The sequence below is a fragment of the Calditrichota bacterium genome (assembly GCA_016867835.1).
GTDB lineage: Bacteria > Electryoneota > AABM5-125-24 > Hatepunaeales > Hatepunaeaceae > VGIQ01.
Genome location: VGIQ01000061.1, coordinates 1 through 16,381, shown reverse-complemented (window position 1 = coordinate 16,381; position 16,381 = coordinate 1). Strand labels below are relative to the sequence as shown.

At 59.4% G+C, this 16,381-nt stretch carries 13 protein-coding genes; 4 read left to right on the top strand and 9 right to left on the bottom strand.

Annotation, left to right across the window (positions count from 1 at the left end; translation table 11 throughout):
- Positions 1-201: 201 nt before the first annotated feature.
- The 3 genes from FJY67_07550 to FJY67_07540 all read left to right on the top strand — a co-directional run bounded on the left by FJY67_07550 (position 202) and on the right by FJY67_07540 (position 5,815).
- Entirely contained in the window at positions 202-2,010 is a 1,809-nt protein-coding gene (locus FJY67_07550; GenBank protein MBM3329311.1) for a T9SS type A sorting domain-containing protein, read from the top strand.
- Between the two features lie 231 nt (positions 2,011-2,241).
- A complete protein-coding gene (locus FJY67_07545; GenBank protein MBM3329310.1) occupies positions 2,242-3,630 on the top strand; it encodes a sodium:solute symporter in 1,389 nt (462 codons plus the stop codon).
- Positions 3,631-3,922: 292 nt separating this feature from the next.
- Positions 3,923-5,815, top strand: coding sequence for an oligopeptide transporter, OPT family (locus tag FJY67_07540; protein MBM3329309.1), 1,893 nt, complete (start codon positions 3,923-3,925; stop codon positions 5,813-5,815).
- 260 nt (positions 5,816-6,075) lie between these two features.
- On the opposite strand, the gene FJY67_07535 is transcribed toward FJY67_07540, so the two are convergent.
- The 8 genes from FJY67_07535 to FJY67_07500 all read right to left on the bottom strand — a co-directional run bounded on the left by FJY67_07535 (position 6,076) and on the right by FJY67_07500 (position 13,174).
- Positions 6,076-8,226, bottom strand: a complete 2,151-nt coding sequence (locus tag FJY67_07535; protein ID MBM3329308.1) for a T9SS type A sorting domain-containing protein — start codon at positions 8,224-8,226, stop codon at positions 6,076-6,078.
- Between the two features lie 38 nt (positions 8,227-8,264).
- Entirely contained in the window at positions 8,265-8,495 is a 231-nt protein-coding gene (locus FJY67_07530) for a hypothetical protein (protein ID MBM3329307.1), read from the bottom strand.
- A gap of 259 nt (positions 8,496-8,754) precedes the next feature.
- Positions 8,755-9,222 (bottom strand): cyclic nucleotide-binding domain-containing protein, encoded by a 468-nt coding sequence (locus FJY67_07525; GenBank protein ID MBM3329306.1) that lies wholly within the window; start codon positions 9,220-9,222, stop codon positions 8,755-8,757.
- 82 nt (positions 9,223-9,304) lie between these two features.
- Positions 9,305-10,639, bottom strand: a complete 1,335-nt coding sequence (gene mnmE, locus FJY67_07520; GenBank protein ID MBM3329305.1) for a tRNA uridine-5-carboxymethylaminomethyl(34) synthesis GTPase MnmE — start codon at positions 10,637-10,639, stop codon at positions 9,305-9,307.
- 5 nt (positions 10,640-10,644) lie between these two features.
- Positions 10,645-12,381 carry a membrane protein insertase YidC gene (yidC, locus tag FJY67_07515; protein MBM3329304.1) on the bottom strand — a complete coding sequence of 579 codons (1,737 nt, stop codon included), beginning with the start codon at positions 12,379-12,381 and terminating at the stop codon, positions 10,645-10,647.
- 10 nt (positions 12,382-12,391) lie between these two features.
- Positions 12,392-12,640 carry a membrane protein insertion efficiency factor YidD gene (gene yidD / locus FJY67_07510; GenBank protein ID MBM3329303.1) on the bottom strand — a complete coding sequence of 83 codons (249 nt, stop codon included), beginning with the start codon at positions 12,638-12,640 and terminating at the stop codon, positions 12,392-12,394.
- On the bottom strand, positions 12,640-13,047 hold the full coding sequence (rnpA, locus tag FJY67_07505; protein ID MBM3329302.1) for a ribonuclease P protein component: 408 nt from the start codon (positions 13,045-13,047) through the stop codon (positions 12,640-12,642). The genes yidD and rnpA overlap by 1 nt, the downstream gene beginning before the upstream one ends.
- Complete coding sequence (locus FJY67_07500; GenBank protein MBM3329301.1) at positions 13,016-13,174, bottom strand: 50S ribosomal protein L34; 159 nt, start codon at positions 13,172-13,174, stop codon at positions 13,016-13,018. Before FJY67_07500 ends, rnpA begins: the two co-directional genes overlap by 32 nt.
- Positions 13,175-13,458: 284 nt before the next feature.
- Here FJY67_07500 and ftcD point away from each other — a divergent pair, with 284 nt between their 5' ends.
- Positions 13,459-15,132, top strand: coding sequence for a glutamate formimidoyltransferase (gene ftcD / locus FJY67_07495; GenBank protein ID MBM3329300.1), 1,674 nt, complete (start codon positions 13,459-13,461; stop codon positions 15,130-15,132).
- 66 nt (positions 15,133-15,198) lie between these two features.
- Here ftcD and FJY67_07490 read toward each other — a convergent pair whose 3' ends face one another.
- Complete coding sequence (locus FJY67_07490; protein MBM3329299.1) at positions 15,199-16,305, bottom strand: hypothetical protein; 1,107 nt, start codon at positions 16,303-16,305, stop codon at positions 15,199-15,201.
- Positions 16,306-16,381 lie beyond the last annotated feature (76 nt).

The window sequence follows — 16,381 nt, the reverse complement described above, 5'->3', positions numbered from 1 at the left end:
CCCATTTGGCGACAGCGGCTCTGGACAAGCCAAAAGTCTTGGCGACAGCAGTTTGGCGTTCTCCCCGCAGCACTGCTTGGACAGCCCGGTGTCTAAGCGCTTCCTGGGCTGCCGGAGGAAGCGACCTGGCATCTTGTTTCTCCATAGAGACAAGATACAAAATCCATAACCAAAAGTCTATAATTTATTTCACTGATTAATATGAAGCGAGAGAGAAGACATAGGGTGGTGACGGGCTGGCTGACGGGGGTACTTGCCGGGCTGGGTTGGCTGCTCGGGCTGGCGAGCGGATCCGCCTGCGCCGATACGACGTGGGTCTCGGGGCAGGTGGCGGGCGAGTGGACGCGGGAGGGCAGCCCATATATCATTACCGACTCGACGTGGGTGGCGGAGGGGGATACGCTTATACTGACCGGAGGTTCAACCGTCTTTTTTATGGAGCGGCAAGGATTGCATGTAAGGGGATACCTCAATGTAGTTGGAGCGGAGGGTGATTCCGTTTCAATCACTGCTTGGAACGGCGTCCAGCGATGGTCCGGCATTCGATTTGCGTTTCCCCGACCTATCAACCTAAGTTACGCATCGATTATTGCATTGGACTCATTCTTGGTAATACAAGCGGGCTCAATAGTTTCCATTTCACATTGCAGAATTAGCGCGGTTAGGCCAATTGCCGGCGATGGCCCGCGAGGAATTCGCAATTGTAATATAGCGATATATGAATCATCTGTATATTCTAGTGCACATTATATTTCGACCGGTGGACAGCTTATGGCAGACCGATCGATAGTTGATTTCTCAAATGACCTTCACAGTCGCGAACCGGGATTTTGGTCCGATGGAACAATATATCGTTTTAGCAACTGCATTATTGTGGGGCATTTATATGACTCTACAGGCGGATCATTATATGCAGATAGTAGTCAATTCATCGCATATGACGGATGGCGCAATTATGGCATAGGAACTAATATTGCTCGAATGACATATTGTTCAATAGATGGAAGTGTCGGTGGTGTGACAGGCCAATTCTATCACAATCAAGTAGCAGATAATCTTGCCATGACTGACAATGCTTCAGTTCGACAATGCGTCATTGGCAATGGCTTTCAAGTCAGCGGTGGTGCTTCAATAAGTAATTGCACTGTCCAAAATGGGTGGGTAATAATCCGGCCTTTGGAATCCGAACGGCCAATCACTATCGATAGCTCCTACTTTTCCAGCTATGAGGATGGCTCTTTTCGCTTACTAATAATAGGCGCACCCAATGTATCGATCTCTAGGTCGATATTTTCCAAATCCGGCTATTTTTCTTTTCGCCAATCCCATGTGGTACTCACCAACAACACTATATTATTTTCGGATTCATCCGGAGGTGGCATCACCGCTAGTAATTACGACAACTATCTTAAACTTACTAATAACATCTTAATTGGATCAGAATATGTAGAATATGAGCTGTTTGCCGGTTACGTACCGCCGGATTCTAACCTAATTCGATATAATTGTATTTGGTTGTTTGGGCGAATTGCTAATTCGCATCCAAGCAATCTTTTCATCAATCCTGAAATTAATTGGAGGGGCAATTTGCCGCAATTGTCCGAACAATCTCCCTGCATAGATGCTGGGGATCCTGAAAGCCAGCGAGATCCTGACGGCACTCGCGCCGACATTGGAGCGTCTTACTATGACCAGCGACCTGAAAGAGCACCTTCTTTGGAGAGCAGCCTGGTGGTTAATAGTGATATGATGGTGGTGTACCCCAACCCCTTCAACTCCCATGCGGCGGTGAACATTTCTATACCTCCGATGAACTGGGGAGTCTCCGGGAGGTTGGTGCTTATCGACCCCTTGGGCCGGGTCGTCCGCGACCTGACGTCGAAGGGCCGAATGGAAGCGGGACGCCAGACCCTTACCCTCGATGGCAGTTCGCTCCCGTCCGGCTTCTATTTGCTTCGCCTTGACGCCGCGGGCCAAACCCTCTCGCGCAAGGTGCAACTGGTGAAATAGGCAGGATGATCGGATCGGAATCCGCCTCTGCGCAGGAATAGTATAGCGTATTTGAACCCTTAAGCCCTAAGCCTTAAGCCTAAAGCCTTTACCCACCGCCCCCTGACCACTCACTTCACCATCGCGGACGCAGTCGTCTTAGGCGGCTATTTCGGGCTGCTGGCCGTCTCGGGCGCCCTTCTAGCGCGTCGTCAATCTTCCACCGACGACTATTTTCGTGCCGGCGGCCGGATGCCGTCCTGGGCCGCGGCCGTCTCGCTGCTCGCCACCGCGCTCTCGGCTGCGACCTTTATCGGCGGTCCACAACAAGCCTATCGCGGCGATCTCACCTATCTCAGCGCCAACCTCGGAGCCATCGTCGCAGTCTTCATAGTAGCCCTCTACTTCATCCCCGTATATTACCGCGAAAACGCCGTAACGGTCTATCAGATACTGGAGAAGCGCTTCGGCCCGGCGGCGCGTCAAGCGGCGGGTGCCGCGTACCTGATCGGCCGCCTCTTCGCATCGGGAGCGCGCCTTTACATCGCAGCACTCCCGGCCTCGCTGATCGTCTATGGTGACATCGAACTGCCGCATCTCTTCGCCGCCATAGGCCTTATGACCGTGGTCGGCGTCATATACACGCTGGTGGGCGGCGTTCGGAGCGTCATCTGGAGCGATGTGATCCAGACGGCGATATTCGTTGGCGCGGCAATCGCAGCGATCGTCCTGCTGCTCGACAGGATTCCAGCACCCCTAAGCGAGATTATAGGTGCTCTTCGCAGCCCGGGCGAAGGCGCGGCATCGAAATTGACGCTGCTCAAGACCGGCTTCGAGGGCATCGGTCCGGCAAACACCTACACCTTGCTGACGGCGCTTATTGGCTTTTCGCTGCTCAATCTTGCCGCTTATGGCACCGATCAGGATATGGCTCAGCGAATGCTCACCTGCAAGAGCGCGACCGCCGGCAGCCGCTCGGCAATAGGCGGCATCCTGATCGGCCTGCCGGTAACGGCGCTCTTCATGGTCGCCGGGCTGCTGCTCTGGATTTTCTATCAACGGCCGGAGTTGATGGGGGCGTCGGCTCCGACCTACCAACCCGAAGGCAGCCGGGAGGTCTTTCTCACCTTCATATTGCGCGAAATGCCGGCCGGCATGACCGGTCTGATGATGGCGGGGCTCTTTGCCGCGGCGCTATCGACCCTCAACTCCGGCATCAACGCCATGGCTTCGACGTTTATCAACGACTTCTACCGAAAGTGGCGTCCGGACCGGGAGGAACGTCACTATTTGCAGACCGGCATCGCAGCGGTCGCCGGGTTCGGCTTGCTGTTGGGGCTTTTTGCCGTGGGAAGCGCGGTCTGGCAGGCCAGCCGCCCCGGGACGACCCTGATAGACTTTGCCCTGACGGTGATGGTCTTCGCCTATTCCGGATTGGCAGCGGTCTATCTGACGGCGATCTTCACCCGGCGGGGCAACTCGCGATCGGTTGTTGCGGCCCTCATAGTCGGATTCGGCTCGGTGGTGACGATGCAGGCGGTGTGGTCGCCGGTGCTGGCGTTTCCGTGGCAGTTGACGATCGCTACCAGTGTTGCTTTGGCGGTCGCTTTGGCGGGTCGTCCGGCTCAGCGTAGCGGTTAGATGCAAATTCAACATCTTGTGTGCCACCAGACGTCCCCGTCTGGTGGAAAGCATACGGACGCCATCGTCTAGCAGCATGTGGACGGACGTCCCCGTCCGTCCACACAGAATAAGGTAAACGACGGCTTGCAAATGCGCGGCTGAGGACTTAACTTTCATCGCTATGAACTTGACGCCGAAGGAGCGCCAGCCGCTTTCGGTCTCCTCTATCATCTGACCTGAGGTCCTGCCCTTGTCCCAGGAAACTCCCCAATCCTCCCCTCGCGGGCTATCGCCCGACGCCTACCGGACGATGGACGGCAACGACTATCGTCCTTACATCGATGCTGCACGCACGGTGCCCGAATTCACGCTTCGCGCAATACTGCTGGGGATTGTGCTGGGGGTCGTCTTCGGCGCCGCGAACGCCTATCTGGGCTTGAAGGTGGGGATGACGGTGACGGCTTCGATACCGGTTTCGGTCATTTCGATGGGCATTCTGCGCGGTCTGATGAAGGGTGGGACGGTCCTCGAAAACAACATGGTGCAGACGATCGGTTCGGCCGGCGAGTCTATTGCCGCCGGGGTTATCTTCACCATACCGGCGATTCTGATGATGGGGATGAGCCCGACCCTGGCGACGATCTTCTCCGTCGCTGCGTTGGGCGGGGTGTTGGGCGTTCTCCTGATGATCCCCCTGCGGCGCTACCTGATGGTGCGCGAGCATGGAGCGTTACCCTTCCCTGAGGGCACCGGCTGCGCCGAGGTGCTGGTTGCCGGCGAGGAGGGCGGCTCGAAGATCAAGACCGTCTTTGCCGCGCTCGGCGTCGGGGCGCTCTACAAGGCGCTTATGGACCCACACGTCTGCGGGCTTTGGAGCGAGAATCCGTCACTGCGGCTTCCCTTCCTGAAGCGCGGCGAGGTCGGTATCGACTCTTATCCCTCACTGCTCGGGGTCGGGTTCATCGTCGGTCCGCGGATCGCGAGTCTGATGCTGGCGGGGGGGGCGCTGGCCTGGCTCGGGCTGATACCGCTAATCGCTACCGTCGGCGAGCATTTGGCTACGCCGCTCTATCCATCGAGCATTCCGATTTCCGAGATGAGCGCGTCGCAGATATGGACTCGCTACATCCGCTACATCGGAGCCGGGGCGGTCGCTTTCGGCGGCATCGTATCGCTCATTAGAGCCGTGCCGTCGTTGTTAGGTTCGTTCCGGGAGTCGCTGAGGGGCTTCAGCCTCAAGGTCGATGCTTCGGCTCCACGCACCCATCGTGATCTGCCAGGAGCGGTGATCATAGGTGGTGCGCTTCTGGTCGCCTTGTTGTTATGGCTCGACCCGGCAATTGAGGTCAACCTGCTCGGCGCAGCGCTGATGGTGATCTTCACCTTTTTCTTTGCCTCGGTGGCGTCGCGGCTGGTGGGGTTGGTGGGAGGGTCGTCGCTGCCGGTTTCGGGGATGACGATCGCCGCGCTCCTGGGGACGGCGCTGATCTTCTCGGCGCTTGGCTGGACGACGCCGGAGGGCAAGGTCGCAGCGCTGATCGTCGGCGCGGTGGTCTGCGTAGGCATCAGCGCGGCGGGAGATATGTCCCAGGACCTTAAGACCGGCTTTCTGGTCGGAGCGACGCCTTACCGTCAGCAGTACGGCGAGTTCATCGGAGTGCTCTCGGCGGCACCTTTCATCGGGATCGTCGTGCTCCTGTTGCACTCGGCATTCACTATCGGATCGGAAGCGCTGCCGGCGCCGCAGGCGACCCTGATGCGACTCGTCGTCGATGGCGTGATGGACCGGAACCTGCCGTGGGACTTCGTTCTGGCTGGAATGGCTATCGCAGCGGTGATCGAACTGCTGCGGCTGCCGTCGCTTCCCTTTGCGGTCGGGCTCTATCTGCCGTTTGCGCTCTCGGTTCCGATCGTGTTGGGAGGCATCCTTCGCGGTCTTGCCGAGAAGCGGTTCAGCGGGGCGCGCCTGAAGGAAGCGCGGGAGAACGGAGTGCTTTTCGGATCAGGGTTGGTGGCGGGCGAAGCGACGCTCGGCATCCTCGTCGCGGTGATGGTCTATGGGAAGGATAAGTTCCCCTTTATGGCCGGGCTGAAGACGCCGTTCCTTCCCGAATTGCCGCTGCCTGGCTTGATGTCGATTCTGGCATTGGGCGCGGTGGGGTGGCTGTTATGGCGGGAGGTGAATCGCAAGCCCGGCGGATAAAGCATATCCTCCCTTCAAAGGGAGGAAAACTGACTTACCCTCCTACAATGATGAGGTTAATGAGGGGGGGTGCGCATGCCGGACGTCCTCGTCAGGAATGTGACGGGGAGACTTGGTGCGGATGGACGAGGGGGCGCCCACTCCGCAATTGAATCCTGTATCGCAGGGGGGTGGAAAATAACATCTCGCTCCAGACCCGATCCACCATTATAACCCTACCGTAAGTCCTTCATTCCTTTGTTTATTCAGCCCTTAACTCTTCACTTCAGCAGCACCATCTTGCTCCCGCCCCGTTCACTTCCCGCTTCAACTTCTACCAAATAAAGCCCCGGCCCGGCAAGTTGCTTGCGGTCTAGTGCGATACGATTGACCCCGGTTGAGAGGGCAAGCCGCTCCCTGAGGACGACGCGGCCGGCGATGTCGTAGATCGTCAGCCTCCCGACGCCGCCAGCAGGCAGGGCTATGTCAAGCGTCGTCCGGTCATTGAAGGGATTGGGGTGGACGCTTAGCGTGAGTGATGACGGCAAGGTCGCCCGGGGCGGAGGAGGCGCCGCGAGCCGGTGGTCATAAGGGATCGCGCCGATGTCGGCGCGCGAGCCGTCTGGATCATTAGGATAAGCAGGATCGCCGGCGTCGATGGCGGGGGAATAGTCTCTCAGGCTAAAGTCGCCGAAGTCGGGGTCCACGAAGCGCGGGTCGGCATAGACCTCAAAGTATGGCACCCGGCTCGAAGCATAGTTGAGTGAGTCGTTGCGGCCATAGAGGCAATAGGCGCGCCGGTAGCCTCCCCGCGGCGCCATAAGAGTGTCTTCCTGCAGTCCGATGCGGCTATGTGCAAAGATCGAGTTGACAAGGGTTACCTGATAGGCATGCTCGATCGCCAGCCCGACTCCCCCCGTATTGATGAAGTTACATTGATGAGCCTCGATATGCCACTCGCGCCCGGAGAACGTCATCCCGCCTTCGACAATGCACCGCACCAACTGAAACCATGAAATCAGATTGCTCGGAGTGCTGCAGACCAGACCCGACCTAAAACGCGTTCCGGAGGCGGTGAATCCAGCGCCATTATAACGCTCCATTGTCCAGCGCCCCCCAATGTTGCAGTCGGTGATGTTTATCGTGGCGCGGGTCGATAGATCGCGCGACATCGTCCAGTTGCCGCGCAAGTCGCTGTCAATGATTCGTAAATCGTCAACGATCGGCAGGACAACATCTCCGGCGATCTGGCAGCGGGTTATCGACAAGGTGCCTATCCGGCCGGCGAGTTCAAGTCTGCCGCGCGCCAGCATCAGGTCGCTCAGTTGCAAATTGCGAATCGGCGCGTTTTGGCCTCTATCGACGATGTGCAGAAGTGCGTGGGAATCGAAGTGGGTCCTTGAGATCGAAGCGGCGGTGCCGAGATGATTACCCTCGATGAAGACTTCACCGGTGCCTCGAATCAGGATCGGCAGGTCGGGGGTGCCTTCCATTCGTAGATAGCGCCTGGCAACCAGCCGTGAACCGTTGCGAAGAGTGATCTCGGTGCCCGCTTCGACGAGGATGGTGTCGTAGCCCATAACTTCCACGGTATCGATCTCATACGGCCCCCAATCGCGCTTTAGGTTCAGGACATTGCCCCAGTTGGGAATCTGCAGCGGGGCGGGGATCTCAGGGAAGAAAGGAGGCCGTTGTTCGCGCAGGCGGTGATCGTCGTGATAGGCTTTGAGATAGCCGGTGCCGATGTGATTCGTGCGGCGGATGTGTCCCCGTCGCTTCTGAGCGAGCGAGCCTTGGAGAAAGATCCAGCCGCGCTCGTCGGGCATCGGCCCCTGGTAGAACTCCCACTCGTCGTTCTGGTGCTCGAAGGTGAACGACTCGCCGAGCGCCAGCAGTGCGCCGTTGATGGCGATGGAGTGGCGGTCATAGTTGTTCGGCTCAACTCGAAAGCCATTATCCTTGCCGTTGGTCCGGGTGTTGCGGATGACGATATTGCCCTCGGCAACGAGGCCGAGCAGCGACTCCATCGTATCGGGATCGAACCAGCCAAATCTATTGTCCGATCCCCGGTAGCGAACGTTGTCGATCAGGCCGATATTGCCCGAGGCGCCGATGGTGAGGCGGCCCTCAAGTTCACCTTTCAGTTCGAGCGGCTCGTCAAAGAAAAGGAGCGGGTTCTCGGCGATCCAGACAAGTTCGGGATCCAGGGTGTCGCTGAAGGGCATGCCCTGCCGCCACCGGTAGAGGAGCGCGGCGTCGCCGTCCAGGACGAGTCGGCTCTGCTGACGGGATTCGGGGCTTCCAATGACCAGTCCTTCGGCGCGTCCGGCATCGAATCGGCTCGGGAATGGAATGAGTGGGGCGCCGAAGCGGGGCGGCTCGGCGAAGAAGATGTTCTGCGGATTAAAATAGATGAATCGCTCACGGCTCACCGACACCGGACCGTAGAAAATTGGTGAGTACCTCAGCCCTATAGCGGTGTTGGAATGAACCGGGCCCACAGCGTGTCACCCGTCCAGAAATAGATAAGGCGGATGTTATTGTCCTGCAAGACCGGGGGCTCGCTGTCCGTGAGGTAGGTGTAGTAACTATACGCCGGGCGGGCGATAGTGGAGCCGGTCGGCGCAACGATAAAGGCCGCGATAAATAATGCAGCCGTGGCGCGCGGGATCGCACACCGGAGGGAGAAGGTCGTAGCCATAGGAAGATACCTTATCAGAGACGCTGCGAAAGCAGATCATAGTGCATTAACGGAGCCGTTACAAACAGCAATATAACACCAACCAACGGAGAATGCAATAGGTGTCATCCACGGTCTGATATTAATGGTTGCAGATAATTATGGCATTCTCCAGTAGGGCGGGCATTCCTGCCTGCCCTCAGGACGGACAAGAATGTCCGCCCTCCATGAACGGCAACAATAATCTGCATCTGCTAACATACCACCCCCCCATGCCTCCTCAAAACACATCGGCAAACCAGCCCGAGGTGTTCCGGAGTCGCTGTGACAGAAGCGACGAGAGGCCTTTCAGCAGTTTGACGCCGAGCGCCGGGCGGGTCAGGAGAATTTCATCGAAGAGCGCTTGCGGCATCACCCAGGCGCGGGTCGGCTGCACCGAGATCACCGACGCCGAACGGGGCATCCGGTCCACGAGCGACATTTCGCCGATGACTCCGCCGCGGTCGAATCTGGCGATCACCACCCGGCCCGAGCCGTGCGACCGCTGCTTTTGAACTTCGACCGAACCGGCGCCGAGGATCATCAGTTCGCCTCCAGGGTCGCCTTCGCGGAAAATCTCGGAATCGCTGTCATAACGTTTTTCGGTCATCATCGCCGCGAGGTCTTCGCGCTCAACCATTTCGAGTTCCCGAAACAAGGGGTGATCGGCCAGCAATTGCAGCAGTTCCTGGTTGGGATGAATGTCCATTATCTCTCCTTAAGGTTTGCCAGTTGCCTTCTACTACCGTTAGCCTGCTACGGTTGGAATTGTTCCACGTGGAACAGTGCCCCTACTTTCCGATGCAGAAGGACCCGAAAATAGTATCTAACAGTCCTTCGACGCGGCGGCGGCCGGTGATGTCGCCGAGGGCGCCCAAGGCTTCCCGCCATTCTTCGGCCAGCGCTTCGCCCGGAAGTCCGGACTTGAGCCCCTCCCGACCTCGTTCCAGCGCCTGTATGGCTACGCGAAGCGCCTCATAGTGCCGCTCGCGGTTGATGAGCGCGGTCCTGCCGCGGGAATCGCCAACTGCGAACCGGTAGAGGGCTTGCTGCAGTTCCTCAAGACCCTGGCCGGTAGCAGCCGATACGGGGATACAGCCGTCCGGCCAGGCGAGTTCCAAAGCAAGGTCGATCTTGTTCATCACCCGAATCAACGCCCGGCTGCCAGTCGGCGGTTCGATGCCCGATGTTAGACCTGGCGCATCGACCTGAAGCACCAGATCGGCCGATTGCGCAGCCTCCAGCGCCCGCCGGATGCCCTCGTCTTCAACCTCACCGGGAGCCTCCCGAATGCCTGCCGTGTCGAAGAATTCGAACGCCATGCCGTCGATGTAGGCAGATGCTCGCAGGACGTCCCGCGTCGTCCCGGCAGAAGCGTGGACGATGGCGCGCTTTTCGCCGACCAATCTATTGAATAGACTGGACTTACCGACATTGGGCGGGCCGCTGATGACGACCTTCAAGCCTTCGCGGAGGTGCCGGGCGGTATCATACCCTTCAAGGAGACCGCTCGCTTCAGAGATCGCTTCGCTGGCGAGGGTCAACTTCGCTTCTATTCCGGCGACCTCGACATCTTCCTCGACGAAGTCGAGTTCCAACTCGGCCCATATCAGCAATCGCTCAACCTTTTCTTCGAGGCTTTCGACGGCGCTGCGTAGTTCGCCCGACAACTGCCGGAGCGCTTGCGCGGCGCTCTCGGAACTGCCCGCAGCGATCAAGTCGGCGACCGCTTCAGCCTGCGTCAGGTCTATGCGGCCATTCAGGAAGGCGCGGTAGGTGAACTCGCCGGGCGCTGCCGGACGCGCCCCGAGCCGGTAGAGGCACCCGAGCAAATCCGCCACCACCACCGGGCTGCCGTGCGTCTGCAGTTCGATGACCGACTCACCGGTGTAGGAATGACCGGCTGCAAACGCCGCAACGACCGCTTCATCGATCAGCCGGCCATCCGCCGGATCGGTCAGTCTGCCGAACCGATGCTCGCCTGAGGCGGGCAATTCCCGGTCGAAGAGGGCGCCAGCAATATCCTGTGCCCGCTCCCCGGAGAGCCTCACCTGCGAAACGCCGCCCCGCCCCGGCGGAGTAGATTCGGCCGCAATCGTATCCCCCTCCCGGTAGCGCGCGTCCATCGCCTTCAGGCCGGCTTGACTTCGACCTTATGCGGCGGGAAAAACTTGTATTGCAGAAGGCTGAGCACGTTGAAGAGAGTATAATATAGCGTCAGCCCCGAAGGGAGTGAATTGAAGAAGACGAGCATCATCACCGGCATCATATAGAGCAGCATTTTCTGATTCGGGTCGGTCATCGTCATTTTCGACTGATAATAGGTCGAAACCGCCATCAATATCGGCAGCAGCGCGACCGCTTCGCCGTAAAAGGGAACTTTGAAGGGTAGATCGAAAATGTAATCGGGCATCGAGAGGTCGTCGATCCAGAGCATAAAAAACGCCTGACGAAACTCAATCGTCGAGCGAAAAACCATGAACAGGGCATAAAGAAGCGGCATCTGCAACAACAACGGCAGGCACCCGCCGGCAGGATTTACCTTCTCTTCCTTGTAAAGTTTCATGACTTCGCGATTGAGCCGCTCGCGGTCGTTCTTATACTTCTCCTGCAGCGCCTTCATGCGGGGCTGAATCTTCTGCATACCGGCCATTGAGCGCGACTGCGCGGCTGTAAGAGGCCAGGTGATGAGTTTGATCAATATGGAGAAGATCACCACCGCGACACCATAATTCGGGATCATCGAATGAAGCGCTTTAAGACCCCACAAAATGCCCTTGGAGAAGGGCGCGATGATAGCCCAGCCCCAGTTGAGCGTCTTTTGCAAGGTGGGATCGACGCTCTTGAGCAATTGATCGTCCAGCGGGCCGAGGTAAATGCGCAGCGGCGTCGCCGGGCTGCTGCCGGCCAGGGGTAGTTTTAGCCCGACGCCGAGCCGGTTGGGGGGGAACGGTCCGATATAGGTCGAATCAAGCCGCGATTCGAGCCAGGCTCCATCGGCCTCGACCCGCTCCGGCAGCAGCGCTCCGATGAAATACTTCGACCGCACCGCGCCCCACCGCGTCTTGCCCGAAGCCGAAGGCTGAACCTGTTCCTTGGCTTCGATGCCCTGCTCTTCGAGGATGTTTCCGGCAAAGTAGGCGTAGGCAGTCGAGTAGTAATGGTCTTGCGAGGTATCTTTCTCGGTATAAGCCAGCCCGCCGGTCCAGAGCGCTTCAACGTAGTCGCGCGCCCAGACGCCCTCCATTCCTATGCCTTCAGCCTCGACCTGGAAAGTATAGTCGCTGCCTTTGAAGGCGTAGGTAATACGCAATGCCCGTGTCGAATCGAACCGCGCCAGAAAGGAGATCTTCGCCTGCTGCGAGCGGCTCAGGCGCAGTTCCGGCTCGGCGTCCCAATCGCCTTCGACGACGAAGTTCAGGTTGCCGGTCTCCACCGGTCCGTCCACCGTCCAGAACCGAAAGCCGGGCCGTGCTCCGCCCGCCCGCGGTACCAGTTCGACCGGATCGGGGAGGTAGCGGCGCGCAGCCTTCAGTTCGACTGAATGAAAACGAGCTCCCTTACGGGTCAGGACATATCGAGCCAGGTCGGTCTCGACGACGATCAAATCCGGCCCCTGGTAAGATTCATCCGGGGTTGTCATACCGTCAGTCGTCAAGTGCGGTGATACGGCCGGCTGAGCCGCTGAAAACGAAGGTGTTTCCGACGCCGGACGCGCCGGCTCGCGAGGCGTTACGGTATCGGCGCCAATGCCGGTGGTGTCAACCGGGCGAGGTGGAGGCGGAGGCGAGACGAGGCGGAGGTAGTCGTCGTAGAAATAGAGGATCAGTCCGACGAAGATGAAGGCGAGGATCGCGCGCTTGTCCATTCAGGAGGTTTCAGGCTTTGGGAGCAATGTTAGTGAGATCGGGCACGGGATCGACGCCGCCGACCGTCCAGGGACCGCAGCGCAGAAGCCGCCAGATTGCCATTCCGCCGCCCCGCAGCGCGCCGTGACGAACGATCGCCTCGCGGGCATATTCCGAACAGGTCGGCCAAAAACGACACGATGGCCCGGTCAGGGGGCTGATGAAGCGTTGATAGAACCGGATCAGGCCGGTCAGCAATGCGACGGCGAGCCGGTTCATTAGGAGGTCTTCTCAGGAGAATACGTGGTCCCAAGCCGTGCTTTGGAGCGACCGGCCAGAGTCAGCATTTCGTCCGCCAAAGTCTTTTCATCTGCGCCGCGACGCAGCATGATGAGCATCTCCCCGGCGTGGGGGAACTGGTCCTTGTTGCGGCGGAAGGACTCGCGAAGCAGCCGCTTCAATCGGTTCCTCCGGACGGCATTTCCGACCGCGCGGGAGACCGCAAAGCCGATCCGAAAGGTCCCGGTCCCGCTCGATGTCGGACGGCAGGCGATTACAAGCGACCGGTTCCCAAAGCGGGCTGTGCCCGGGCTATTGCGGCGCAGGTCGTCGAAGGCGCGGCGACCGGTGAGGCGCTGCGTGCGGGGAAAACGCTCAGTCGTGGCGACGCATCCCGTCGCTGACAGTCAGGCGATGCCGGCCCTTGGCGCGACGGCGCGCCAGAACCTTGCGCCCGTTGCGGGAGGCCATCCGCTCGCGGAAGCCGTGCGAATTGCGGCGTTTCCGGTTTGAGGGCTGATAAGTGCGCTTCATAATATCTTGTTATGTAAGAGTATGAATATCGGCTTCGGTTGCCCGGGGGGAACCGACTAAGGCGAACCTTTAACTTAATGCCTTGATGCGACAACTTCAAGCGTCTCTGCAAGCCTGACGGCATGACGACTCAATATATTATCTCCCAGGCAGCCCTCTTAGCGCCCGGGTGGCGCCGGGCGATAGTCGTCTTGTAGCATACCCTCGCTTGAGGGGGCTTAAGGAGAATCGCAGCCTGCCTTCCCGGCGCTATATTGTAAAATCAATCATCGTGACGGAATCCTATGCAGCGCATCGTCGAATGTGTCCCCAACTTCTCTGAGGGGCGCGACCGCCGGATCATCGACAGGATCAGTTCCGCTATTGCGTCGGTGCCGGGGGTGTCGCTTCTCGATGTCGATCCGGGTGCTGCGACCAACCGGACGGTCATCACCTTCGTCGGCGAGCCGGAAGCGGTTCTCGAAGCCGCTTATCGCGGCATCGAAGCAGCATCGAAACTGATCGATATGACAGTTCACCATGGCGAGCATCCCCGACTGGGAGCAACGGACGTCTGTCCCTTCGTGCCGGTGAGCGGCGTGACGATGGAGGAGTGCATCGCGCTCGCGAGGAGTTTGGGGCAGCGCGTTGGGGACCGACTCGGCATCCCGGTCTATCTCTATGAATATGCGGCGAGCCGTCCCGAGCGCCGCAACCTCGCCGACATCCGCGCCGGCGAGTATGAAGCACTCGCTTCACGGGGCGGCGATCCCTTCTGGACGCCCGATTTCGGGCCCGACCACTTCAACCCGAAGTCGGGCGCCACTGTCATCGGAGCGCGCGACTTCCTGATCGCCTACAACGTCAACCTGAACACCCGCGACGCGAAGTTAGCCACGAAGATTGCCCAGCGCATACGCGAGATGGGCTTCCCGCAGCGCGACGCCGAGGGGCGTATCGTCCGCGACGAAAGCGGCAGCAAGGTGATGATTCCGGGCCTCTTCGAGGCGGTCAAAGCCGTCGGCTGGTATATCGCCGAATATGGTCAGGCGCAGATTTCGATCAACCTCGTCAACTACCGGGTCTCGCCACCGCACGAGGTCTTCGATGCCTGCTGCGAGATCGCGACCGAACTGGGGCTTCGCGTTACCGGCTCGGAACTGGTCGGGTTGATACCGCTCGATGCGCTCCTGATGGCGGGACAGCATTACCTTGCCAGGCAGGGCCGGATGACCGGCGTCGGCGAAGCCGAACTGGTGCGCACCGCGATCCTGTCGCTCGGACTGAGCCAACTTAACCCGTTCGATCCACAGGAAAAGGTGATCGAGTATCGCATCCGAAAAGCGGGACCGCTGGCGTCGCTCAAACTGAGCGACTTTATAGACTTGACGGCATCCGATGCGCCGGCACCGGGGGGCGGAAGCGTGGCAGCGCTGGCAGGCGCACTTGCGGCGGCGCTCGCTTCGATGGTCGCCGGTCTCACCTACGGCCGAAAAGCCTATCTGGAGCATAATGCTACGATGGACGAACTGGCAACCCGGGCGCAGGCATTGAGGGACCGCCTCGTCGCCTTGATCGATCTCGATACCGAGGCCTTTGACCGGGTGATGGCGGCAATGGGCTTGCCCAAGAAAAGCGACGAACAGAAGGCGGCCCGCGAGCAGGCGGTTGCCGAAGCGACCAGAGGCGCAGCAAGCGTCCCCTTTGAGACGTTATCGCTGATGCCGGAAGTGGCTGGATTGGCGCTGACTGCGGCGAAGTTGGGGAACGTCAACCTGACGCCGGATGCCGGTGTCGCGGGACTTTGCGCTGCGTTGGCGGCTCGCGGCGCAGCCTACAACGTCCGGGTCAATCTGGCAAACCTGGCGGGAGGGGACTATGTCGAGGATCTGAAACGGCAGACGGACGATTTGTTAGCCCAGACCGATGCCCTTGCGAAGGAGGTTGGAGCCGTCGTGGAGGGACGGCTCTGGGGGTGATCCATCCTCGTGGAGGGCGGCTTTCAAGCTGCCCGTCGGGGCGGGGCAAGTCCCGCCCCTTAAGGATCATTTGCCCGCCCTATAGTGTGTCCTAAGCAGCCACACCATCGCTCCAATGCCGATTGCAAAGGTGACGAAGAAGAGGACTATCGGCCCCCCCGGAGCGGCTACCGGCGACGTCGTCACATCGAAATGCGGCTTCAGGTAGGCATCCCGCACCAGGTCGCGTAAGATCACCATCGTCACCAGCGTCACCCCCATCAGGAACGTCCCGAGGTGAAACGTCGGCGACTGCGGTGCCTGCGTTGCACGTTTGAAGACCGGCATCGCCCATATTGCCGCGCCCATGCCAATCATCCAGAGAAACGTCTCGGCCATACCGCGTCCCATCAGTTGCATTCGCACTGGCTCGGGCAGCGCCATCATAAAGCCGAATCCGACCAGAATGTTGATTCCGGTCGGAATGTTGAATAGGCGGTAGCCGAGGTTCATCTGGAACTGTCCGTATGCGGCATCCAGCCGATGATTGTGTCGTCCCAGTCCCATCAGAAAGATCCCCCCTACCGCGATTGCGCTGAGCAGCATATGAAGGTAACGGGGGTGCGTCGCCGGGTCGGAGGCGTTCAGCCACCAGCCGCGCGCCGACCTTAGCAGCATCCCGCTGAAGCGCTCCGGCTGTTGCACCAGACCGAAGTTGTTCACGAAGACGAAGGCGATCCAGCAGAGAACAATGAAGACGAACCAGGGCGCAAGCCGATGCGGCGGTCGTCCCTCGCGGGAATGGAACTTCATCCGGTAGAGCCGGTAGTAGAGGACGATCGCCAGTATCCAGACCGTCCACCAGAACCAGCCGATGGCGACGTTGGCGGTATAGACCAAATGCCCGTAGAGCACTTGCACAAATAGCAGCGGTGCGATGCCGAAAGTTACTGTTGCGGCGACGAGGGTCGGGAGATAGTCGACGGTCTCCTTATAGAGCCGCGCGGCGAGGGTATCGCCTCTACGATGCGCCCGCCAACTGGCATAACCGGCAATGAGGCTGCCTCCGACGAGGGCGTTCATCGCCAGAAGATGGAGCAGGAAGGTTATAAGAAGGAGCGCCTTCAGGAGCCAAACCGGCGCCGGCAGCGGGATACTGTCGAGCGTCGGGACAATGGTGGTAAGCGTGTCCATCACTTCTTCTCCCTATTTGAAGGCGTCCGCATTAGTTGCGTTAGATATTCGGCGAGCGCTGCGGCATCGGCGTCGG

What these genes read in the sequence shown, in the direction of transcription:
- FJY67_07530 (MBM3329307.1), bottom strand. Translation starts at nt 8,495, where the DNA reads ATGGCTACGACCTTCTCCCTCCGGTGTGCGATCCCGCGCGCCACGGCT.
- FJY67_07500 (MBM3329301.1), bottom strand. Translation starts at nt 13,174, where the DNA reads ATGAAGCGCACTTATCAGCCCTCAAACCGGAAACGCCGCAATTCGCAC.
- yidD (MBM3329303.1), bottom strand. Translation starts at nt 12,640, where the DNA reads ATGAACCGGCTCGCCGTCGCATTGCTGACCGGCCTGATCCGGTTCTAT.
- FJY67_07550 (MBM3329311.1), top strand. Translation starts at nt 202, where the DNA reads ATGAAGCGAGAGAGAAGACATAGGGTGGTGACGGGCTGGCTGACGGGG.
- yidC (MBM3329304.1), bottom strand. Translation starts at nt 12,381, where the DNA reads ATGGACAAGCGCGCGATCCTCGCCTTCATCTTCGTCGGACTGATCCTC.
- FJY67_07525 (MBM3329306.1), bottom strand. Translation starts at nt 9,222, where the DNA reads ATGGACATTCATCCCAACCAGGAACTGCTGCAATTGCTGGCCGATCAC.
- FJY67_07490 (MBM3329299.1), bottom strand. Translation starts at nt 16,305, where the DNA reads ATGGACACGCTTACCACCATTGTCCCGACGCTCGACAGTATCCCGCTG.
- FJY67_07540 (MBM3329309.1), top strand. Translation starts at nt 3,923, where the DNA reads ATGGACGGCAACGACTATCGTCCTTACATCGATGCTGCACGCACGGTG.
- ftcD (MBM3329300.1), top strand. Translation starts at nt 13,459, where the DNA reads ATGCAGCGCATCGTCGAATGTGTCCCCAACTTCTCTGAGGGGCGCGAC.
- FJY67_07545 (MBM3329310.1), top strand. Translation starts at nt 2,242, where the DNA reads ATGCCGTCCTGGGCCGCGGCCGTCTCGCTGCTCGCCACCGCGCTCTCG.
- mnmE (MBM3329305.1), bottom strand. Translation starts at nt 10,639, where the DNA reads ATGGACGCGCGCTACCGGGAGGGGGATACGATTGCGGCCGAATCTACT.